Origin of the sequence: Thiohalocapsa sp., assembly GCF_022340605.1 — a bacterium.
GTDB lineage: Bacteria > Pseudomonadota > Gammaproteobacteria > Chromatiales > Chromatiaceae > Thiohalocapsa.
Genome location: NZ_JAJDNQ010000105.1, coordinates 56,624 through 77,262, shown reverse-complemented (window position 1 = coordinate 77,262; position 20,639 = coordinate 56,624). Strand labels below are relative to the sequence as shown.

The window sequence follows — 20,639 nt, the reverse complement described above, 5'->3', positions numbered from 1 at the left end:
CACCCGCCACGCAGAGGAGCCAAGCAGCATGGCCGCCGACACTGAGCCGACCCAAGCCGCTGGTGCCCCGACCGACCCGGCCCCAACCGACCGGCCACAGGGTCCCCGCATCTACAACCTGTTCCCCACCCTGCTCGGCCCGGTGCCACGCTGGCACGAGCGGCTACCGGCCATCGCCGGCATGGGCTTCGACTGGATCTTCCTGAATCCGGTGCACCTGCCCGGCGCCTCCGGCAGCCTCTACGCCATCAAGGACGCGCGCCGCCTGCACCCCCTGCTCCTGCCCGACGGTAGCGGCGAGGGCGCCGACGCCGACGCCCTGCTGCGGGACTTCTGCGCCGCTGCTGGCGAGGCGGGCATCCGCGTGATGCTGGATCTGGTCATCAACCACAGCGCCCGCGACGGCGTGCTGGTGGACACGCACCCGGAGTGGTTCGCGAAGGACGCCGACGGCGCTATCCGCTCGCCGTCGGTGGCCGACCTGGACGACCCGGACCAGGTCACCGTCTGGGAGGACCTCGCCGAGCTCGACTACAGCGAGCGCCCGGCGCGCGATGCGATGCTCGCCTACTGGGAGGACCTGATCCGCCGCTATCTCGGCCTCGGCTTCGCGGGCTTTCGCTGCGATGCGGCCTACAAGGTGCCGGGCGCCGTCTGGCGGCGGCTCATCGACAGCGCCCGCGCCGAGGTACCGGACGCGCGCTTCTTCGCCGAGAGCCTGGGCGCGCCGGCGGAGGACATCGAGCAACTCGGCGGCGCCGGCTTCGACTACCTGTTCAACAGCGCCAAGTGGTGGGACTTCCGCCAGGACTGGCTGTTGGAGCAGTACGAACGCTTTCGCGATCTCGCGCCGTCCATCGCCTTCCCGGAGAGCCACGACACGCCGCGCCTCGCCGCCGAGACCCGCGGCAGCGCGCGCGAATCGCGCTTCCGCTACCTGTTCGCGGCCGTCTTCTCCACCGGCGTCATGATGCCCATCGGCTATGAATTCGGCTTCAAGCAGCGGCTGCACGTGGTGAAAACGACCCCGGACGACTGGGACACCGGCCGCGCCGACTCGCCCTTCGACATCAGCGACGACATCCGCCGCATCAATGCCATGAAGGCCGCCACGCCGGTGCTGAACGAAGAAGGCCCGCAGGAGCGGGTCACGGCCGAAGACCAACCGTTAATGGGACTGCTGCGCCGCGCCCGCAATGGCTCGCAACGGAGCCTGGCGCTGATCAACCCAGACCGAAAGAAATCCCAGAGCCAGCACGGCGCCAGCATCGCCGAGTTGCTCGGCGCCGCGCCGGAGGACATTCGCGAGATCACGCCCGCATCGAAGCCGAGCGAGAAAGCGGCCGAGAAGCCGGCCGGCGACAAGTCGCAGCCTGGCGCGGCCGCCCGGCGCAAGACAGACGAGGTGCGGGTCCCGCCGCGCGGTATCCGCATCTTCGTCACCGGCTGAGCGACTGCGAAACCGTCCAGCACCGACGGCGCGTGACGCAGCCCCACCAGCTCCGGGTGCCGGATCGGATCGCGGAGTCCATCCGCGGCCTGCAATGGCTGCGCTTCGAGACTGTGAAAGTATTCTCGGTGTAGATCCGCTCGCTTTTCGCGTTGCGAGCAATACTGTCACGGTCTCTTGGCCTATCCACTACTTCCGCGACGTTTCAGTTGTTCTTGAACCCTTCCCTATCGCCTGCTCCGGTGGGAGTGAATTCAAGCGCTTGCATGCCAGTGCACGCATGCGGAAGTATCGAGAGCACTCTCAACGCCACCCGCGGCGCTGATCCGTGTCGACCTGGAGGCCGACACTCCGGCCGTGGGTCGCGAAGGCCGGAGTGTCGCCCTCCAGGGCGACACGCGCTCGCGCCGGACCGCGAACGGTATCGACAATTTCCAGATCGCCGCTAACTTCATCCCGCACCTGCTCCGCCGCCTCGACGCCGAGTTGACCCGCCCAAGCCGGCCCAGGTCCGCTTCCTTCCTGCGAGCTCTTCGCCTGGTGACACCGCTGGCGCGGTGTCGCGAGCCTACATCCCGATGCAGCGTCTAATCCAGCCACGGTAAGCCTGCCCGGTCCGGTAGCTGTAGTGCCGCGCCCTGATACGCCCGCCTACCGCCTTCATCAGCCGCGGCGCACGCTGACCCGGCTGCGCCGCAGGTTGACTGGGAAACTGCCAGCTCGACGCAGGCTATTCCGCGTCACGAGGTCCGCTCGGCTGCTGCATGGCTCTCATCCCTCGCTGAACACTTTGACGAAGACCGTCGTTAAAGACAGTCGCCGCGCCCGATGCAACCCCTGAAGGCCGACCCAGGAACCCGTGGCTTCCGGCCACACCTCGACGGCCCCCCAACCCTCCGCCTAACCCACCTCAGGCACTCTCGCGACAATCGCACCTAAGCCTCTATACCACTGCGCAATTCCCGCCGGCGTATTTAGTGCATTTAGTAAACTGTCACCGTAATTCCATGAGCTTGTCGTATCCGGCGTGAGTGCCAATCCAGAACCACTGGATACCGTCGGGAACGGGAACGCCTAGAGCGCGAGACTTTGCTCCAACCCGGACGGTCCGATACTGCCCTTGCCTGACTTTCTTGAAGTGCAGGGAGGGATGCGCCGGGTTCTCACGCAGTAGCTGATAGTTTTGCTGCGCAACTTGTTGCACCGGCTCTGGCAGGGAATTAAAGCGCTGCCAGAACCCGGCAGAGGCGTAATGCCTCAAATTTCTCGCGCCTGTCCCGCCTTATACTCAGCGAGGGCAGCAGAGGCGAGCGCATCTAATTTGCCGGCCGTTGCGTCTCTTTCGATCTGGCGATCCCACTCGTCGTTGTCCCACTCGAGGAACCAGCGTCGAAACTCGGTCAGATCGTCCTCAGAAAGCGACTTGACTTGCTGTTCAAGTCTCTCAATGGTAGTCATTTTCGGCCTCTTGCTATTCGGTGGGTTCGTATGACCACGTCCTCGTTCGGCTATCCTTCACTCTTTCGAACCTGTCCCTTGTACGCGCAAAAGTACGGCTGGCCGCGAAGGTTGTTTGGATTGTGCTTTTCGCTATCGGTGTACCGTCGGCTGAACCAGCCGATCATGTTTCCGATATGGCCGCGAGCGTCCTTGTCGGGGCATTTCGCGGCTGCGTATTGGGCAAACGCTTTGCCAGCGTTGTCGGCATACACCACTTCTTCAAGGAGCTTTGTCGGAACATATCCACCGAAGGTCGCGTGCGGACGAGCGCTATCCGCACCTCAAGGTCGTCACGCAGGCGCACCTGCGCGAAACGGAGTTGCGGCTGTTGAAGGAAATCGAGCAGGTGCGCAAGGAGGTCGAACAGGTCCGCGCCGAGCTCCGGATCGAGATCGAGCAACTGCGCTCGGAACTCAGGACCGAGATCGAGCAACTGCGCGGCGACGTGCGCACGCAGATCGCCCAGGCCAACGATGCTCGTTGGAATAGGACGGCTGTTTCGCCTCGTTGTGCCTCGCCAGACACCGCGCCGGACGCACCCTGACGACCGTCCAACCGCTCTTTCCAGGATGATCGCCGCCCACGCTTGCCCATCCGCGCAACGGAATTCCGCCCCTTCGCGTCTCGCCCCTTCGCGTCTCGCCCCTTCGCGTCTCGCCCCTTCGCGTCTTCGCGGCTTCGCGTGACCCGCTTCGGTGTCCAGGGGCGGCGGCAGCGGTCATGCCCCGCGCAACGCCTCCACCATGGCATCCAGATCCAGCGCCAGCCGTGCGATGGCCTGGGTCGGCGTCTCGATGTCCAGATCGCCGATCTCCAGGTACTCGACCAGTTCTGAATGCTCCGGGAAATATTCGCGCATCATGGGCTCGTGCTCGCGCCGGCTGAGCACGATGACGCGCGGATAGCGTAGAAAGTCCGGCGCCTCGACCCGGGCCGGCCAACGCGGGGTGCCTTGCCTCGGAATGCCGCGGCTCGCCAGCTCCGTCAGCGCATGAGGCGAGATCGGGCCTCTGTTGCCGGTGGTGCCGAGGTCGCGGGCGAGGCCCTTGGAGTCGGCCCGCCAAGGCACGCCGCGCCGCGCGGCGTGGTGGTTGAAGTATGCCTCGGCGAAGCGGCTGCGGTAGTAGTTGCCGGTGCAGAGAAAGAGGATGCGGCTCATCGGTGCCTCCGCGCCGGGCGTCCGCCGCACCGGCCCGGCGATGGCCCACGGCGAAGGCCCAGCCCAGATCAGAAAGGACTCAGCCAGGGCTCATTCAGCGCCCCGGCAGCGGCCTCACTGCGGCTGCTGGATGCCGGTGATCAGCCAATCACCGTCGGCGCTGGCCCAATCGTGGGCGACATGCCAGATCTCGTCCAGGGGCTTGGCCGGTGCCTGCTCATCCTCGCGGATCAGGCCGGTGAAGTGCACGCTGGCCACCGCCTGGTCGCCGTCGCGCTGCACGCCCAGCAACTCGGCGTTGAGCGTGACCACCTCGGTGTAGTTGGGCGCGTCGCCAAGGGACTCGCGCTCACGCTTCAGCTCGGCGAAGAGCTGCGGGGCGGTGTACTCGCGGATGTCGCGGAAGTCCGCCCGATCCCAGGCGGCCTGGAGCCGGATGAAATGGGTCTTGGCGCCGTCGGTGAAGCCCTGCGGATCGAACCACGAAGGTGTCTCCGAGGCGCCGGGCAGCAGATCGGCGCTGTCCTCCTCGCCGAGGGCTTGGTTGCCGCCGCCGAACAGACTGCCGCCGAGGCCGTTACCCCCAAAGGGCTGCCGATCGTCCCCGTAAGCACCGCCCAGCCCCGCTGGTGTCGGTGACCGCGCCGGCCCTCGGTTCCGGCTCAACGCCCGGAATAGCAGGAAACCTCCGATCACCAGCGCCGCGATGAGCAGGAAGTCCATAGCCTGAAAGCCCTGGAAGTGATCGCCGAAGAACAGGGACGCCAGCAACCCGCCCGCGGCGAGCCCGGCCAGTGGCCCGAGCCAGCCCATGCCGGTGCGGCCGCGCTGGCCGGGGGCTTGTCGCGGCGCCTGGGGTGGCTGTGCGCGCCGAGCCGGCGTAGGCATGGAATATTGGCGACCGAGGCTTCGGCCACCGCCGAAGCGCGCGGCGTCGGCAATCTCCGGCAGCACCAGGGCGCCGGCCATGAACAGGGTCAGCATCGCGACGATCAAGGTCTTCATGGACTTTTTCTCAGTGGGGGCTCTCAGTGGGTCGTTGCTTTCTGTTGCCTGGTGGCGGCGGCCGTGCCGGCAGGCTCCAGCACCTGCGCCGCACCGATGCCGCGCGGATCGCTCGCCGCTTCCACGCGGTCCGCGACGCGATCCCAATAGACGAGTTGCATGTTGCCGTAGGGGCGCTTGGCGACCGTGAGCACGTGGCCGCGGTCGCGCAGGCTCTGGCGGACCTCGGGCGTGAGGGCGTCCGGCTCCAGCAGTACCTCGTCCGGCAGGAACTGGTGATGATAGCGCGGCGCCGCCACCCACTCCGCGGCGGAGCCCGTGCCGCTGGTGGCGGCGAGGATGCCGTGCAGCACCATGGTGATGATGCGGCTTCCGCCCGGCGTGCCGAGAATGACCACCGCGTCGTCGGACTCAACGAAGGTGGGGCTCATGCTGGAGAGCATGCGCTTACCGGGTGCGATGGCATTGGCAGCGCCGCCGACGAGGCCGTAAGCGTTGGGCACCCCGGGCTGGGCGGAGAAATCGTCCATCTCGTCGTTGAGCAGTACGCCGGTGCCGGGCGGCACGAAGCCGGAGCCGAACGGGTAGTTGATGCTGAGCGTCGCGGCGACCCGGTTGCCGTCGGCATCCAGGATCGAGAAATGCGTGGTGTCGGCACCACCCGCGCGCACCTGTCCGGCGGGCAGGCTTGGCGTGGCGCGCGCCATCCTGAAGTCGCGCATCAGCCCGGCGGCGTAGTAGGGATGCGTCAGACGCGCCACCGGCACGTCCACCTGGTCAGGATCACCCAGAAACGCCGCGCGGTCGCGATAGGCGCGGCGCATGACCTCGATGGTGAGATGCGCCCGGTCGCCCGGGTCCATGGCGGCGAGGTCGTAGGGCGCGAGCATGTTCAGCATCTGCACCAGCGCCACGCCGCCCGACGACGGCGGTGCGGCGCTAACGATGCGCCAGTCCTTGCCGCCGGCCCGGAAGCCGCCCGTGGCGGGCTCGCGCTCGACGACGTGGTAGCGCCCCAGATCCTCCAGGCTCCAGATGCCGCCGGCGGCGCGCACCCCATCCACCAGACGGGTGGCCAGCTCGCCGCGGTAGAAGCCGTCCGCGCCCTCGCGGGCGAGGCCGATCAGGGTGTCTGCCAGGTCCGGCTGGCGCAGCCGGGTGCCGACGGCGGGCGGGTCGCCGTCAGGCAGGAATTGCTCAGCGGCGGCCGGCGAGGCAGCCAGCACGGCGCGTCGCATGGCAGCCAGGCGCCGGTAGACGGGGTCGACCTCGAAGCCATCGCGGGCGAGCTCGATGGCCGGCAGCAGGCTTGCCGCCAGCGGCAGGCGGCCATAGCGCTCGGCGATGTGGGCGAGGGCCGCCGGCTGCCCGGGAATGCCCGCGGCGAGCGGGCCGTTCAGCGAGCGCTCCGGCACGAAGCGGCCGTCGTCGTCCAGGTACATGTCGGCGGTGGCGGCGAGCGGTGCACGCTCGCGGCCGTCCACCATCACGTCACGGGCAGGGCGTGAGCCGTCCGCGGCCAGATGCAGCAGCCAGAAGCCGCCGCCGCCGAGGCCGGAGGCGTAGGGCTCCACGACGGCGAGTGCGGCGCTGACCGCCACCGCCGCGTCGAAGGCGTTGCCGCCGGCGCGCAGGATCTCGACACCTGCCGCGGTGGCCGCCGGGTGGGCGCTGGCCACAGCGGCCGCACCCGGACGCCCGGGGGGCCAGACGGGACTCGCAGCCGTCGCCTGGTGGGCGGAAATGCCCGTCGCAAGCAGCAGAAGCAGGCATAAGAGCCCGCCCGCCGGCATCGATCGAGTACGCCGCCATGTATAGCGGAGGCTCATGTCCGGGTGTCCTCCGCGGGGGACGTTACATGGACGAGGCTCCAGTACGGAGCCCCTGTAACCAGCCCGGACCGGACCGCATGCGGCCCGGCGACGGGTTGCCGGTCTTCGTCAGCCGTCGGCTTCGGGGCTGACGGGGCTGACGCGGCCATCGCCTACCAGCTTCTCATACTTGCCTTGGAGCTCTTCCTCACTCTCGGTGTGGTCAGGGTCGACGATGATGCAGTCCACCGGGCAGACCTCGACGCACTGGGAGGTCTCGTACTGACCGACGCACTCGGTGCAGAGCTCGGGATCGATGACGTAGATCTCATCGCCCTGCGAGATGGCGCCGTTGGGGCATTCGGGCTCGCACACATCGCAGTTGATGCATTCGTCGGTGATGATCAGGGCCATTGGGGTACTCCAGGTTAGGTGGGCTCTGCGGGGGCCTGTTCTGCGAATTGGCTTCTGCAAGCTGGGTTCTGCAAGCTGGGCTCTGCAGGCTGGGCTCTCGCGGGGCACATTGGGATGTGGTTCAGTTTATCCAAACCGTTTGCGCAATGCAGCATGGACCACCGGCGCGACGAACGCGGACACGTCTCCGCCGAGGCGGGCGATCTGCTTCACCAGCGACGACGAGATGTACGCGTACTGCTCGGCGGGGGTCAGGAACAGCGTTTCGATGTCCGGCGCCATGCGGCGGTTCATGCCGGCGAGCTGGAACTCGTACTCGAAATCGGACACAGCCCGCAGCCCGCGCATGATCACGTGCACGTCCATGCCGCGGGCGAACTCCACCAGCAGGCCGGAGAACGCGATGACCTCCACGTTGTTCAGGCCGGCACAGACCTCGCGCGCGAGGGCCACACGCTGATCGACGTCGAAGGTGGTGGCCTTGCCCGTGTCTCTGGCGACGGCCAGCACCACCCGGTCGCACAGCCGCGACGCCCGCGCGACGAGGTCGCTGTGACCGTTGGTGATGGGGTCGAAGGTGCCGGGGTAGACGACGCTGCGCATTCGTAGGGGCTAGTTGCTAAGGGGCTAGGGGCTAGTGCACGGTCGTGAAAATGTCGAAGCTGCCCCCGGCGCGAGCCGGTGTCGCCCTGGAGGGCGACACGCCGACCACCGTGACCCGCAACCGGAGTGTCGCGGCCGGGGTGTCGGCCTCCAGGTCGACACAAATCAGCACTGCGGGCGGCGTTGAGAGTGATCTCGATACTTCATGAGTGCACCAGCGGCTAGGGGCGCGAGGATAGCAGACTCGCAAGCCTCTGCCCGACGGCGCCGACTAGCCGTGCTCCGCCACGGCAAGGGCATAGCGGACCTGCCCCGCCGTGCCCTCGCGGGTGACGCGCCAGCCGGCAGGCAGTGGCGGCGGCTCGGATGCCGCCGACTCCAGGTAGATCAGGGCCTTCGGCGCAAGCCAGCCGCGCTGCAGCAGTTCGCAAGCGCGGCCGATGAGCCGCTGGTCGAAGGGCGGATCGAGGAAGACGATGTCGAAGGGGCGCGGATCGGTCTTCTCCAGCCAGCCGAGGGCATCCGCCCTCATCACATCGAGCTTCACATCGGGCTGGCCGCCCGGCGCGTCCGCCGCCACGCGCAGCAGGGCGGCGTTCTCGCGCAGTCGCGCGGCGACCGCGGCAGCCCGCTCGATCAGCACCACCGCCGCGGCCCCGCGCGAGAACGCCTCGAAGCCGAGGGCGCCCGAGCCCGCGAAGCAGTCCAGACACCGACTGCCGGCGATGTCCGGGGCGAGCCAGTTGAACAGCGTCTCGCGCACCCGGTCCGTGGTGGGCCGGAGCCCCGGCTGGTCCGGCACCGGCAGCCGGCGTCCGCGCAACCGCCCGCCGATGATGCGCAACTGCCCGCTGCGCCCGGCACGCTGGCCGCCGCGGTGCGGCTGCCTGTGGTGGGAGCCGGAACCCGAGCCGGGGCCGCCGCTACCCCTCGCCACCGGCTGGCGCGGACAGCGCCCGTGCGCCAGCGGGACGCGCATCCGGCATCGCGGACGGCGCGGTCTGCGCCGCGGCGGCGCCCTGCTCCGGCGCGCCGCCGGCGCCGCCGCCCACCATCACCACGGCCAAGCGGTCCGGATGCACGCGCCGGCGGAAGGCGTCGCGAATCTGGTCCACGGTGACGGCACTGACCCGCTCGTTGAAGCGGTCCAGATAGTCGAGCGGCAGGTCGTAGAAACCGATCACGGCCAGGTACTGGACGACATTGGAATTGCTGGCAATGCGCAGCGGGAAGCCGCCGGTGATGTTCTTGACCGCCGCGTCCAGCTCCTTCTGCGTGGGGCCTTCGCGCACGAAGCGATCCAGGACATCACGCATCACTGTCAACGCCTCGTCGACGCTGGCGTTCTTCGTCTGCAGGCCCAGGACCATGGGGCCGCGCTGGGCGAGTGGCTCGAAGTCGCTGTATGCGGAGTAGGACAGCCCGCGGCGCTCGCGCACCTCGTCCATCAGGATGGACACGAGCCCGCTGCCGCCCAGGATATGGTTGCCCACGTAGAGCGGGAAATAGTCCGGGTCGCCGCGCCGCATGCCGGGCTGGCCCATGTAGACGTGCGTCTGGCTGGACGGGAAGTCGATGCGCTCCATGGCGCCGGCCTTCAGGTCCGGCACCGGCGGCAGCGGTGCGGGCGGCGGCCCCTCCGGCAGCCCCGCGGTGAGCAGGTCCGCGATCACCTCCGCCTGCTCGCGGTCCACGGCGCCGACGATGGCGATGGTGGCATTGGGCGCGGTGAAGTAGCGCTGGTGGAAGCGCACCAGATCGCTGCGGGTGATGGCCGCAACGCTGTCGCGATTGCCCTCCGGGTCGCTGGCGTAGGGGTGCTTGCCGTAGACGGCGTGGTAGAGCGCGCGGCCGGCGACGCTGCCCGGGTCTTGCTCCTCCTGGCGCAGCGCTACCAGCGTATTGGCGCGCACCCGTTCCAGGTCCGCCTGCGGAAAGTCCGGCGCGGCGAGGACCTTGGTCATAACATCCAGCGCGGTGCCGAGCGCCTCGGGCTCCGTCAGGCTGCGCAGGCTCGCATAGGCCATGTCGCGGCCGGCGCCGGTGCCGAGCTGTGCACCGACGGACTCGATCCGCTCGGCGATGGTGTCGGCATCGAGCCCGCCGGCGCCCTCGGTGAGCATGCCGGCGGTCATGCTCGCGAGCCCCGGCTCGTCGCCGTCGCGGGCGCTGCCGGCATCGAAGACGACGCGCACGTCCACCATCGGCAGGTCAGGCGCTGGGGCATAGAGCACCTTGGCACCGGACTCGGTTTTCCAGGTCTGGATCTGCGGCGTCGCCGCGGCGGGCAGGCTCAGACCCAGGGCCGGCGCCGCGACGATGGCGGCGACGAAAAGTCTCTTCAGGTCAACGGACATAGCCTTGGGCTCCGGTGGCTGCTGCGGTGACGGCGGCGCTGCGCTGCGCATCGGTGTCATCGAGGGGCTGCGGGTCCAGCCGTGCGACGGTACGCACCTCCGGCACCAGGTACTTGGCTGCGACGGCGCGGACCTGCTCCGGCGTCACCGCCGACAGCCGCTGCACGTAGTCGTCCACCAGCTGCCAGCCGAGGCCGACGGTCTCGAGCTGGCCGAGTTGCATGGCCTGGTAGAAGACGCTGTCCTTCTCAAAGACCTTCGAGGCGATGAGCTGGGTGCGGATGCGCTCCAGCTCCCCGGGCGCCACCAGCTCGGTCTGCACGCGCTGGATTTGCTCCAGCAGGGCCTGCTCCAGCTCGTCGACGCTGTGGCCGCTGGCGGGGACGCCGCTCAGCGTGAAAAGGCCGGGCAGCCGGGTGTAGGCGCTGTAGTCGGCGCCGGCGGCGGCGGCGATGCGCTTGCCGCGTACCAGCTCACGGCTGAAGCGGGCGCTGGAGCCACCGTCCAGCACCGAGGCGAGCATCTCCAGCGCGTAGGGCTGCCACTCCTCGTCCGCGCTGGACAGCGCCGGCACCTTGTAGCCGATGAGCAGGTAGGGCTCCTTGGCGGGCGCCTCCACCACCAGGCGGCGCTCGCCGAGTTGCTTGGGCTCGGTGCGCGGCTTGGGCGGCGTGATGTGCTCTGCCTTGAGCGGCCCGAAGTACTTCTCGGCGAGCGCGAAGACCTGCTCAGGGTCCACGTCACCCACCACCACCAGGGTGGCGTTGTTCGGCGCGTACCACTTGTGGTACCAGGCGCGCAGGTCCTGCACCTGCATCGACTGCAGGTCGCTGGGCCAGCCGATGACCGGGTTACGGTAGGGGGACGCCTGGTAGGCGGTGGCCGCGAACTGCTCGTAGGTCAGGGACTGCGGGTCGTCGTCGGTGCGCAGGCGACGCTCCTCCTTCACCACCTCCAGCTCCTTCTTGAACTCGTCTGCCGGCAGCGTAAGCCGGCGCATGCGCTCGGCCTCCAGCCGGAAGGAGACCTCCAGGCGGTCCGCCGCGAGGGTCTGGAAATAGGCGGTGTAGTCGTCGCCGGTGAAGGCGTTCTCGTCGCCCCCGTTCTCGGCGATGATCTTCGAGAACTCGCCGGGCTTCAGGTGCTCGGTCCCCTTGAACATCATGTGCTCGAGCAGGTGCGAGACGCCCGTGATGCCACCGGGCTCGTAGCTGGAGCCCACCTTGTACCAGACCTGAGAGGTGACGATGGGCGCCCGGTGATCGGGCTTGACCAGCACCTTGAGGCCGTTTTCGAGCACCCGCTCGTGCACCTCCGGCGGCGCTTGCACGTCCGCCGCGGCGTTGTAGACGAAGCCGAGCAGGAGTGCCGGCAGCAGCAAAGCGATACGCATGATTCTCAACCCGTCGTGTTCGGTGGACAGGCACGTGGCGTCGATTGGGTGTTGATACAATGCGCTGATACCGAGGCGGCGGCAAACTGACGATTTCGTAAGACACACTCATGTTCGGATTCGGAAAAAAGAAGCGGAAGGTCGAGCCCGAGGTCGACGCGGCCGATGCTCCTGCGGCACTGCCGCCGCAGGAGCCTGCGCCAGCACCGCCCGCGCCGCCGGCACCAGCGCCCAAGGCGAAGGCGCCCAAGGCGCCCAAAGCGCCGCCCCCGCGGCCTGCTCCAAGCGCCGACACCCCAGCCGGCGAGCCGCCCTCGGGTCGCCTCGCCCAGGCCATCGCCGAGCGCGCCGCCGGCGAGCAGATGGAGGCACGCCGTGGTCTGTTCGCCGGCCTGCGCAACGGCCTCGCCCGCACCCGCGAGGTGCTCAATGCCGACATCGCCGAGCTGGTCACCGGCCGGAAGGAGATCGACGAGGACTTGCTGGAGGAGCTGGAAATGCTGCTCGTGGCCGGCGACGTGGGCGTGCCGGCCACCACCCGCATCATCGAGGACCTCGCCTACCGCGTGAAGCTGCGTGAGGTCTCGGACCCCAAGGGCCTGCTGGAGGCGGTGCGCAAACAGTTGGCAGAGATCCTGCGCAACGCCGATGCCCCCGTCCGCCAGCCCGCCCCGGGCCGCCCGCAGGTGATCCTGATGGTGGGGGTCAACGGCGTCGGCAAGACCACCACCATCGGCAAGCTCACCAAGCAGCTCCAGGCCGAGGGCAACAAGGTCATGCTCGCCGCCGGCGACACCTTCCGCGCCGCGGCAGTGGAGCAGCTCCAGGCCTGGGGCGAGCGCAACGACGTGCCCGTCATCGCGCAGCACGCCGGCGCCGACCCGGCCTCGGTGATCTACGATGCCTTGCAGGCCGCCACCGCGCGCGGCTTCGACGTGCTAATCGCCGACACCGCCGGCCGGCTGCACACCAAGATCAACCTGATGGAAGAGCTGAAGAAGATCGTCCGGGTCATGCAGAAGATCGACCCGGACGCGCCGCACGAGGTGATGCTGGTGGTGGACGCCACCACCGGCCAGAACGCCCTGCACCAGGCGGTGCAGTTCAACGAGGCGGTGCCGCTGACGGGCATCACGCTCACCAAGCTCGACGGCACCGCCAAGGGTGGCATCCTGTTCGCCATCGCCGAGCGGCTTCAGGTGCCGTTTCGGTTCATCGGCGTCGGCGAGAAGATCGAGGACCTGCGGCACTTCGAGGCCGACGTGTTCCTCGATGCCCTCATGAGCAGCTAGCGAGGCGCTGCCTCAGACGGACGAGGCATGCTCATCGCTCTCGCAAGCGAAACAGCTATCGGGGTCGGGGTCGTGTAGTCGAATACGACAACGACAACGACAACGAACTTAACTCAAATGCACGCATTTGGCGCCGTCAAGCAATCTAGCCCCTAGCCCCTCATTGGCGATGATCGAATTCGAGCACGTCAGCAAACGCTACCCGGAGCGCGGCGATGCCCTCCGTGACGTGAGCTTCCGGCTCGGCGGCGGCGAGATGGCCTTCCTGACGGGCCACTCGGGTGCCGGTAAGAGCACCCTGCTCAAGCTCATCGGTCTCTTGGAGCGCCCCACCCGCGGCAGCATCCGCGTCGGCGATGACGACCTGGCGAGCCTGCCGCGCCGGCGCATCCCGGCGCACCGCCGGCGCATCGGCATGGTGTTCCAGGACCACCGGCTGCTGGCGGAGCGCAGCGTCTTCGACAACGTCGCCCTGCCGCTGGTGACCGCGGGCATGCCGCGGGACGAGATCGCCAAGCGCGTGCGCGCGGCGCTGGACCAGGTGGGCCTGCTCAAGTTCGAGCGCGCGCTGCCGCTGACGCTCTCCAGCGGCGAGCAGCAGCGCGTCGGCATCGCCCGCGCCGTGGTTGGCCGCCCCGAGGTCATCCTCGCCGACGAGCCCACCGGCAACCTGGACCCGGAGCTGTCGCGGGAGATCTTCCGGCTGTTCGAGCGCTTCTATCAGGTGGGCGTCAGCCTGCTCATCGCCACCCACGACCTGGACCTGATTCAGTCCCTGGGCCATCGCACCCTGGTGCTGAAGCAGGGGCGGCTGGTGGCCGATGCGCTGCCGCGGCCAGCGGAGCCGGCACCGTGACCACGCCAAGAGCCCGTGGAAGCATTCGGCGTAGGTCGGGTTACGCTGCGCTAACCCGACCTACTACAGAGAAGGCCCGCGCATGAAATACCGACGGCCCCGCTGGCTGCGCCGCGCCGGCAGTTGGTTGGCCGACCACCGGCGCGCCGCCATCGAGACCCTGGACCGGCTCATCCGCGCCCCGCTGGGCACCCTGATGACCGTCGCTGCCATCGCCATCGCGCTGGCGCTGCCCGCCACCCTGCTGACCATCACCAAAAACCTGGAGCACCTGGCCGGCGACTGGCGCCGCGGCGCCGCGCTGTCGCTGTTCCTGTCACCGGATATGGACGAGGCCGCCGGCGAGCGCCTGGCCGCGGCGCTGCGCACGCGCATCGACATCGGCCGCGTGCAGGTCATCTCGCGCAAGGCCGGACTCGCCGAGTTCCGCCAATACAGCGGCCTGGGCGGCGCGCTGGACCAGCTCAAAGAAAATCCAATGCCCGTGGTGCTGGCGGTCTACCCGGCGGCGGACCTGGTCGACGGCGACGACGTCGACGCCCTGGTGGAGGGGCTCTCGGCCCTGCCCGGCGTGGACTTCGCCCAGGCCGACGCGCGCTGGGTGCGGCGCCTCAAGGCCATCCTGTCTTTGCTGCGCGACGGCACGCTCCTGCTCGGCGGCATGCTGGCGCTCGGCGTCGTGCTGGTGGTTGGTAACACCATTCGCCTCGAGATCGAGAACCGCCGCGACGAGATCCAGGTCATGGACCTGGTGGGCGCCACCGGCGCCTTCATCCGCCGGCCCTTCCTCTATGCCGGCGCCTGGTACGGCCTGCTTGGCGGCATGCTCGCCTGGGCCACGGTCGCCACCGCCATCGCGCTGCTTCAGGCGCCGGTGTCGCACCTCGCCGCCCTCTACGACACCGAGCTGACCCTGGTGGGCCTCGGCCCGCCGGAATCCCTGACCCTGCTCGGCCTCGCCGCCGTGCTCGGCGTCATCGGCAGCCGCATCGCGGTCGGCCGCCACCTGCGGCGGCTGCGGCCGGTGTAGCCGGCTTGGGAGCGCCGGCTTTCAGCCGCCCCACCGCGTGCCCAGCGCTTTGGGAGCGCTGGCTTCCAGCCGGCCCACCGCGCGCCAGGCATCGAGCCGGGCACACCGCGTCAGCGCCCCGACCTGCAATCGGCCCGTCGACCTGTGTGCAGGATCGTAGGTCGGGTTGGCGACAGTGTAACCCGACAATCAACGGCTTACCGACGCCCGACGTCGGATTACGCTGCGCCAACCCGACTCCATTGCTACCGTCGGCCCGACCGGCAGCACGTAGCTCCGTAGATCGGGCTGAGGCACGAAGCCCGACATCGCGCGTGAGCGAAGCGCTGGCTTATCGGGCCTCCTGCGTCTGCCCGTCCTCCCATACAGAAGTCTCTTCGCTTATCCACCCCTCCGCGACGTTTCAGTTGTGAAGGCGAAGCCCAGACCCCGACGCGACGTACGTGCAGTCGCGGCGGGGACGCCGCTCCCACGGCACGCACGCTCTGGCAAGACTCCTGACGAACCGAGCCGCCGCGGCGGGCCTGTTCCCGCCGAACATGGGCACCTCAAAGATCCACCGAAAGCTCCTCCTCGGCGAGCCGCCCGGCCCCGGTCTTTGGCGGAGCGCCACGCCAGAGCTCCGGCTCGGCGAAGCCCTGCCAACCCCAGCGCAGCCAGCCGAGCAGACGCCACGCGAGCCACAGCGCCCAGGCGAGCATCAACGCCCGGTAGACCCAGATAGACACCGAGACCACGGTGACCGGCACGGTCTGCGGCCCCTGGCGATCCAGGTACCAGCGCAGATCGGTGGGCGAGGAGCCGTTGCCGGCCACCTGCATGGCGGGGGCGCCGAGCAGCCCCTGCTGCACGGCGCTCAACAGGGCCAGAAGGGCGGCGATGCTGAGCAGCACCAGGCCGATCTGGGCGAGGTTGAAGCTCAAGCGCGGGGCCTGCCCGTCGAGGCGGCGGCGCAGGCCCAGGGCAAACAGCCAGAGCACTACCAGCGCGGCTGCCCAGGGCTCCACCTGGCTGAGGCCGATGCCGAGCAGCAGCCAGTCGAGAACGCCGAGCGGGGTCAATCGCGAGCGCGCAAGCACCACCGCGGCCAGGGCCAGCACGACGAGCAGGCCCCAGAACAACACCGCGGGGCCGGTGCCCGGGCCGCCGGTCCACAGGAGCCAACGGTCGCTGCCGAGGCGAATCTCGGTGTCGGCGTTGACACCGGGGATACCGAGATCCACCACCGGCGGCCGGTAGACGGTGCCGAGGCCCGCCGGCATGCGCCAGTCCAGCGCGATCTGCTGACTGCCGGGGATCAGCGGCAGGTCCAGCGCGCGGCCCTGAAGGGCCAGCGGGCGCGGCTCGCCGTCCACCGTCAGGCGGGTCAGCTCGGCGCCCTGCGGCAGCACCAGCCGGTGGCGACCGCCCTGGCTGCTGCGCAGGGTCAGCTCCAGGGTCGCGTCGGTGGCGCGGCGGCCGGGCTCGAGCTCGTAGCGGCTGCGGTCCAGCGTGAGCGTCGGGCCGGGCACGCCGACTGGGCGCGACAGGTCCAGTTCCAGGGTCTCGCCGGGCCACGGGCGCCAGGTGGGCAGCCAACGCTCGGCGCGGCCGAGGTTCTGCACCGCGGGAATGCCGCTCGTCTCCAGATGCCAGATGGGGCTGATCTCCAGGCGCCATGCTTCGGTGAGCCGGGGGTCGGTGGCGGCGGTGAGCGTGAGCCGGTCCACCGGCGTCATGGTGGAAGACCAACTCAAGCGCTCACGCCCCGGCGGCAGCGAGACCAGGATGCCGCCGTCGTCCACCTGCCTGCCGGGCGTCGTGACGGACTCGCCGGGAATCAGCGGCACCCGCAGCGTGACCGGCGCGGTGGCCGGGGAGAGCCGGCGCACCTGCGTGTGCAGGGTCCAGTCGAGGCCGAGCCGCAGCGTGCGGGTGACCTCGAGCAGCGGCGGCAGGGCGCCGGGCTGGGGTCCGGTGTGGGCTCCGGTTTGGGACTGCCCCTGGGCGCCAGTCCAGGGCTGGGCCTGCTGCGTCGGCGGCAGGGCCTCGCGCAGCAGCCGCAACTGATCGCCGGGGCGGCCGTCGGCGGCGAGGCCCTCCAGCAGCCAGGGCGCGGCGACCCGCGCCTCCAATTGCCGCGGGCGCAGCGGCAGCGGCAGCGGCCGGTCGAGCTGATTTGACGGCGGCAGCGAGCCGGTCAGCAGCAGCAGGTGACGGCCGGCCGGCAGCGGTGCGAGCAGGCCGCCATCCGCGCCGCGCCGGAGCCCGTCGAGCGCCTCGCCATCAAGGCGCAGCGCGGTAGGCGACCAGCCTTCGGCGCTGCCGGGGATGGGCAGCGCCACCGCCTCCGCGGCATCCACCACCAGCAGCAGCTCCAGCGCATCCGCGGTCACGGTGAGCGTGGCCCGCGGGATATCTGCGCAGGCCGGCAGGCAGTCGGGCGGCTCCTCCAGGCGTCGCTTCAGCTCGGTGAGCAGTTCCGGCGGCGGGAAGACGGCGGCTGCCGCGGTGTCGGCCGCCGCCGGACTCTGTGCCAGCGCGTTGCCGGCCGGTGCCAGCAGCGCGACGCCGACCAGCAGCAGGCCAGCGGTGGCGATCGACGCCGTGCGCGGTGACCGCGGCCAGCCCGCGAGCCGCAGCCCGAGCAGCGTCACCAGCACGAGCTGGATCAGCGCCAGGGCCAGCGCGGCGGCGGGCGGCAGTAGCCAGAGCCGCACCTCCTCGCCGGTGGGCACCGGGCCGCTCCAGTCCAGCTGAAAGACCCGCCCGCTCCAGTCCGGCACGCCGGCGCCGGTCTGCACCAGGGCGTTCGGCTCCAGCGTGGGCAGCGGGGCCGACCGAGGGGCGGGTAACGGCGCCGCCTTAGGCCGAGCCGCCGACTTCGCCAACCGAGCGCGGCTCGGGGCACTTGGAGCGGCCTCCCCCTGGACCTCATTGTCCGACAGCGCCGCCGGAAACTGGAACCTCGGCACCGCCCCACCCGCCTGCATGCCCGGCCCGCCGACGCGGACATCGAGCTGCGGGAACAGCCCGTCGCGGACCTGCGTCACCAGGAAGGGCACGGCGATGATGGCGAGCACGATGAGCGCGCCGCGGTAGTAGAGCCGCAGCAGCCGGCGCAGCCAGCGGAAGGCGCGCCGGCCCGGGTCCGCCGGCAGCACCCGGAGCAGCGCGGCGGCGGCCAGGATGTGCAGCCAGACCCAGCGCGGGGCGCCGGGCTCGGTCCAGGTCAGCGCCAAGGTCAGCAGTGCCAGTAGCCCCCAGGGCCAGCCCCACAGCCGGCCCACCGCCGTTGCGACGATCAGCACCAAAAAGATATCCAGCAGCGACCAGCGCGCGAGCCAGCTGTCCGGCAGGTTGTCGGTGCCGGCCACGGCCAGCAGGTCCCATCCCGGCGGCAGATGCAGGCTGGTGGCGACCCCGTCCAGCGGCAGCGCCCAGCCCGCGACCGGCAGCGCCGCCGTGAAGCCGACGCGGCCGGTCAGGATGCGTGCATCGGCGGTGAGGCTCAGGTGGCCTTGGCGAACTTCGACGCCCTCGGCACCGGACTTGGATTGGCTCCCCAGTCGGGTGATGAAGCGCGGCTCGCCGTCGAGCCGCACCTGGCCGAGCTTCAGCACGGGCTCTGCGTCGATCCGCCAGCGCTGCTCCAACTGCCCGCTGAGCCGGTCGCGCAGGCTGAAGCCAACACCGCCGTCGTCGAGCCAGAGCTGCCGGTCGAGCCGCATCCGGTCGGCGCCGAGGGCACCGCGGCGCAGCGGCTGAAGCGCCAGCGTCCCGCCGGGGCGCAGCAAGTAAGCCGGCAGGCGCTGCCAGTCCGCCGGCAGCAGGGTCTGGCGCGGGTCCACCAGGTCCGCACCACGTACCTCGACCTGGCGCAGATCCGGGTGGGCGGCAAAGGCCCAGACCTCCCGGTCCGGCCAGGGCGCCGCGTGCGGTTGCAGCGTCAGCGCCGTCACCGGCCCGGGATGGTAGCTCTCGACACTCAGCACCCAGCGGCCGGGGCGCAGCTGCACCTGGAGCGTGTCCGGGGGCGAGCCTGGGGACGAGGCGGGGGCATCGGCGTCCTGCACCATCCGGGCGGGCAGCGGGCTGTCGATGCGCAGCGGGATGCCGCCCGGGAGCATGACCGGCCCGAGCCGCACCTCGCGGGTCTGGCCGGACACATCGAGCGCGAGCCGGGTGGTGACTTTGAGCGGGACGTCGTCGTCGATGCGGCGCATCACCTCGACGCTCAGGGCATCGGGCGCGGCCGCCGCCTTGGCTGCCTTGCCACCACCGAGCCACAGCCCGCCGTCTGCATCGAGCCGTGGCGCCGGCACCTCGGCACCGTCCAGGCGCAGCGACAACAGGCCCACCGACCGCGGCACCGGCAGCACCTCGGGCCGCCGTGGCCAGAGGAATTGGCCGGTCAACCGATGCCTGCCGGGTGCGAGTTGCACCGCCGGGTGCCCGTCGTGCTCGACGACGGCGATCGGCTCGCCATCGGCGCTGACCTGCTGCGGCCATTGGGCGCCACCGCCGGGCAGCGGCACCCAGTCCTCGATCTCCAGCACCCAGGACTGCTCGAAGCGCCCGCCGCGGTCGTCGATCGCGAGCTGAAGCCGGCCCGGCCAACTGCACAACCGCTCGCCGCCGGAACCGACGGGACAGGCATGCTCGTCGTGGTCGCCCAGCACCCAATCGACCCAGGGCGCGAGCGCCGCCGGCACATAGGGACGAGTTGCAACCTGGCCTTCGGCTCGCACCACGGCTGGCGCGAACAACAGCGCGCAAGCAAGCATGCCGAGCGCGAGCGGGCTGGCGAATTCGGACCGGCCGACCGGGACACGAGGTAAGCGGATCATCAGGGCTTCTATGGGCAACGACCTAGTGACAGCCCCGAAGCATAGCGCAGCCGGATGCACCGACATGGATGCGAGTCTGTCGTAGGTCGGCCCGACGAAGGGGACCCGACAACCGGGCGGCTATGGCAAGGGCCATGTCGGGCTTCGTTCCGCGGCCCGACCGGTGCTCGGCCGATTTCCACGGAAGGCACTTGACAGAGATCTGGGCACACCCGGTTCCTGCTCTACCCTCACCCAACAAGCACAAGCTCCGCATTACAATAAGCGCGGTGAGCCGCTCGGAGTTGCCCGCCGCCGTTGTCAGCGTCGTCGGAACCAGACGCCATGGTTTGAAGGCAATGCCTGGTCGCATACGCAGCGCGCACGGGGCATCCGTCGCCAACCTGATCTCGAAGGTTGCAAGAACATGAAAGCACGGGTCTTTGCGTTTGTCGCCATCACGCTATTGTTCTTGAGCTATGGGTCGATGGGCTGGTGCGAGCCACCACCCGAGAATGCACCCCAAACCTCTGTTGTGTGCACCGGTTGGCACGCCCTGTGCGATGCTGCGGCTGACTGTCAGGTTATCGGCGGCCAGGCGTACTGTGACTGTTGGGCGGTGGACGAGCAGCATGTCGTTGAGACCAGCAAGATCCAGGACCCGGAACTGCTGCGAGAGACCCAACGTCGCTGTACGACGGGCGATCCTTGTGATGTCGATGAAGCCCCAGTCTGCGCGGCGATTCAGGACGGCACGTTCACGGTGGACAATGTCGCCTACCAGTGGGTGTCCACCTACTCTTACTTGGCCTGGTGTACGACGTTTCGGCCATCGCCGGGCCCTTGCACAGGGGAATGGGCAGACTGCATGTCTGCGCCCTGCACGGAAATCAGCGATCCAGACGACCCCGCGCGCCCATTGAGCTGCCAGTGTCGCTTGCAGGAGCCGGAAGGAGATAGG

General features: G+C 69.6%; 15 protein-coding genes. 5 read left to right on the top strand and 10 right to left on the bottom strand.

The window, feature by feature from the left end; genetic code table 11:
* Window positions 1-28: 28 nt before the first annotated feature.
* Window positions 29-1,450, top strand: a complete 1,422-nt coding sequence (locus tag LJE69_RS13860) for an alpha-amylase family glycosyl hydrolase (protein ID WP_296926011.1) — start codon at window positions 29-31, stop codon at window positions 1,448-1,450.
* A gap of 1,257 nt (window positions 1,451-2,707) precedes the next feature.
* On the opposite strand, the gene LJE69_RS13855 is transcribed toward LJE69_RS13860, so the two are convergent.
* Complete coding sequence (locus LJE69_RS13855; protein WP_296926009.1) at window positions 2,708-2,908, bottom strand: hypothetical protein; 201 nt, start codon at window positions 2,906-2,908, stop codon at window positions 2,708-2,710.
* Window positions 2,909-3,278: 370 nt separating this feature from the next.
* Here LJE69_RS13855 and LJE69_RS13850 point away from each other — a divergent pair, with 370 nt between their 5' ends.
* Window positions 3,279-3,494 (top strand): hypothetical protein, encoded by a 216-nt coding sequence (locus LJE69_RS13850; RefSeq protein WP_367114684.1) that lies wholly within the window; start codon window positions 3,279-3,281, stop codon window positions 3,492-3,494.
* Between the two features lie 174 nt (window positions 3,495-3,668).
* Here LJE69_RS13850 and LJE69_RS13845 read toward each other — a convergent pair whose 3' ends face one another.
* The 8 genes from LJE69_RS13845 to LJE69_RS13810 all read right to left on the bottom strand — a co-directional run bounded on the left by LJE69_RS13845 (window position 3,669) and on the right by LJE69_RS13810 (window position 11,692).
* A complete protein-coding gene (locus LJE69_RS13845) occupies window positions 3,669-4,109 on the bottom strand; it encodes a hypothetical protein (protein WP_296926007.1) in 441 nt (146 codons plus the stop codon).
* A gap of 114 nt (window positions 4,110-4,223) precedes the next feature.
* Window positions 4,224-5,114, bottom strand: coding sequence for a TIM44-like domain-containing protein (locus tag LJE69_RS13840; protein ID WP_296926005.1), 891 nt, complete (start codon window positions 5,112-5,114; stop codon window positions 4,224-4,226).
* Window positions 5,115-5,137: 23 nt separating this feature from the next.
* Window positions 5,138-6,907: a gamma-glutamyltransferase gene (ggt, locus tag LJE69_RS13835; RefSeq protein WP_296926031.1), complete on the bottom strand. Its 1,770-nt coding sequence runs from the start codon at window positions 6,905-6,907 to the stop codon at window positions 5,138-5,140.
* Window positions 6,908-7,054: 147 nt separating this feature from the next.
* Complete coding sequence (locus tag LJE69_RS13830) at window positions 7,055-7,339, bottom strand: YfhL family 4Fe-4S dicluster ferredoxin (protein WP_296926003.1); 285 nt, start codon at window positions 7,337-7,339, stop codon at window positions 7,055-7,057.
* A gap of 126 nt (window positions 7,340-7,465) precedes the next feature.
* Window positions 7,466-7,942, bottom strand: coding sequence for a pantetheine-phosphate adenylyltransferase (coaD, locus tag LJE69_RS13825; protein WP_296926001.1), 477 nt, complete (start codon window positions 7,940-7,942; stop codon window positions 7,466-7,468).
* Window positions 7,943-8,213: 271 nt separating this feature from the next.
* Window positions 8,214-8,786 (bottom strand): 16S rRNA (guanine(966)-N(2))-methyltransferase RsmD, encoded by a 573-nt coding sequence (rsmD, locus tag LJE69_RS13820; RefSeq protein ID WP_296925999.1) that lies wholly within the window; start codon window positions 8,784-8,786, stop codon window positions 8,214-8,216.
* A gap of 79 nt (window positions 8,787-8,865) precedes the next feature.
* A complete protein-coding gene (locus LJE69_RS13815) occupies window positions 8,866-10,299 on the bottom strand; it encodes a pitrilysin family protein (protein WP_296925997.1) in 1,434 nt (477 codons plus the stop codon).
* Window positions 10,289-11,692, bottom strand: coding sequence for a pitrilysin family protein (locus LJE69_RS13810; protein WP_296925995.1), 1,404 nt, complete (start codon window positions 11,690-11,692; stop codon window positions 10,289-10,291). Before LJE69_RS13810 ends, LJE69_RS13815 begins: the two co-directional genes overlap by 11 nt.
* Window positions 11,693-11,802: 110 nt before the next feature.
* Here LJE69_RS13810 and ftsY point away from each other — a divergent pair, with 110 nt between their 5' ends.
* The 3 genes from ftsY to ftsX all read left to right on the top strand — a co-directional run bounded on the left by ftsY (window position 11,803) and on the right by ftsX (window position 14,870).
* Window positions 11,803-12,984 carry a signal recognition particle-docking protein FtsY gene (gene ftsY / locus LJE69_RS13805; RefSeq protein WP_296925993.1) on the top strand — a complete coding sequence of 394 codons (1,182 nt, stop codon included), beginning with the start codon at window positions 11,803-11,805 and terminating at the stop codon, window positions 12,982-12,984.
* 169 nt (window positions 12,985-13,153) lie between these two features.
* Window positions 13,154-13,840 carry a cell division ATP-binding protein FtsE gene (gene ftsE, locus LJE69_RS13800; protein ID WP_296925990.1) on the top strand — a complete coding sequence of 229 codons (687 nt, stop codon included), beginning with the start codon at window positions 13,154-13,156 and terminating at the stop codon, window positions 13,838-13,840.
* An 82-nt stretch (window positions 13,841-13,922) separates the two neighbouring features.
* The gene (ftsX, locus tag LJE69_RS13795) at window positions 13,923-14,870 is read left to right on the top strand and encodes a permease-like cell division protein FtsX (RefSeq protein ID WP_296925988.1); all 948 of its coding nucleotides are present in this window, start codon (window positions 13,923-13,925) and stop codon (window positions 14,868-14,870) included.
* A 548-nt stretch (window positions 14,871-15,418) separates the two neighbouring features.
* On the opposite strand, the gene LJE69_RS13790 is transcribed toward ftsX, so the two are convergent.
* On the bottom strand, window positions 15,419-19,699 hold the full coding sequence (locus tag LJE69_RS13790) for a hypothetical protein (RefSeq protein ID WP_296925986.1): 4,281 nt from the start codon (window positions 19,697-19,699) through the stop codon (window positions 15,419-15,421).
* Window positions 19,700-20,639 lie beyond the last annotated feature (940 nt).

Bases quoted from the DNA above. Each gene is read 5' to 3' on its own strand.
- LJE69_RS13860 (WP_296926011.1), top strand. From the start codon at position 29: ATGGCCGCCGACACTGAGCCGACCCAAGCCGCTGGTGCCCCGACCGAC.
- LJE69_RS13855 (WP_296926009.1), bottom strand. From the start codon at position 2,908: ATGACTACCATTGAGAGACTTGAACAGCAAGTCAAGTCGCTTTCTGAG.
- LJE69_RS13845 (WP_296926007.1), bottom strand. From the start codon at position 4,109: ATGAGCCGCATCCTCTTTCTCTGCACCGGCAACTACTACCGCAGCCGC.
- LJE69_RS13840 (WP_296926005.1), bottom strand. From the start codon at position 5,114: ATGAAGACCTTGATCGTCGCGATGCTGACCCTGTTCATGGCCGGCGCC.
- ggt (WP_296926031.1), bottom strand. From the start codon at position 6,907: ATGCCGGCGGGCGGGCTCTTATGCCTGCTTCTGCTGCTTGCGACGGGC.
- LJE69_RS13830 (WP_296926003.1), bottom strand. From the start codon at position 7,339: ATGGCCCTGATCATCACCGACGAATGCATCAACTGCGATGTGTGCGAG.
- coaD (WP_296926001.1), bottom strand. From the start codon at position 7,942: ATGCGCAGCGTCGTCTACCCCGGCACCTTCGACCCCATCACCAACGGT.
- LJE69_RS13815 (WP_296925997.1), bottom strand. From the start codon at position 10,299: ATGTCCGTTGACCTGAAGAGACTTTTCGTCGCCGCCATCGTCGCGGCG.
- LJE69_RS13810 (WP_296925995.1), bottom strand. From the start codon at position 11,692: ATGCGTATCGCTTTGCTGCTGCCGGCACTCCTGCTCGGCTTCGTCTAC.
- ftsY (WP_296925993.1), top strand. From the start codon at position 11,803: ATGTTCGGATTCGGAAAAAAGAAGCGGAAGGTCGAGCCCGAGGTCGAC.
- ftsE (WP_296925990.1), top strand. From the start codon at position 13,154: ATGATCGAATTCGAGCACGTCAGCAAACGCTACCCGGAGCGCGGCGAT.
- ftsX (WP_296925988.1), top strand. From the start codon at position 13,923: ATGAAATACCGACGGCCCCGCTGGCTGCGCCGCGCCGGCAGTTGGTTG.
- LJE69_RS13790 (WP_296925986.1), bottom strand. From the start codon at position 19,699: ATGATCCGCTTACCTCGTGTCCCGGTCGGCCGGTCCGAATTCGCCAGC.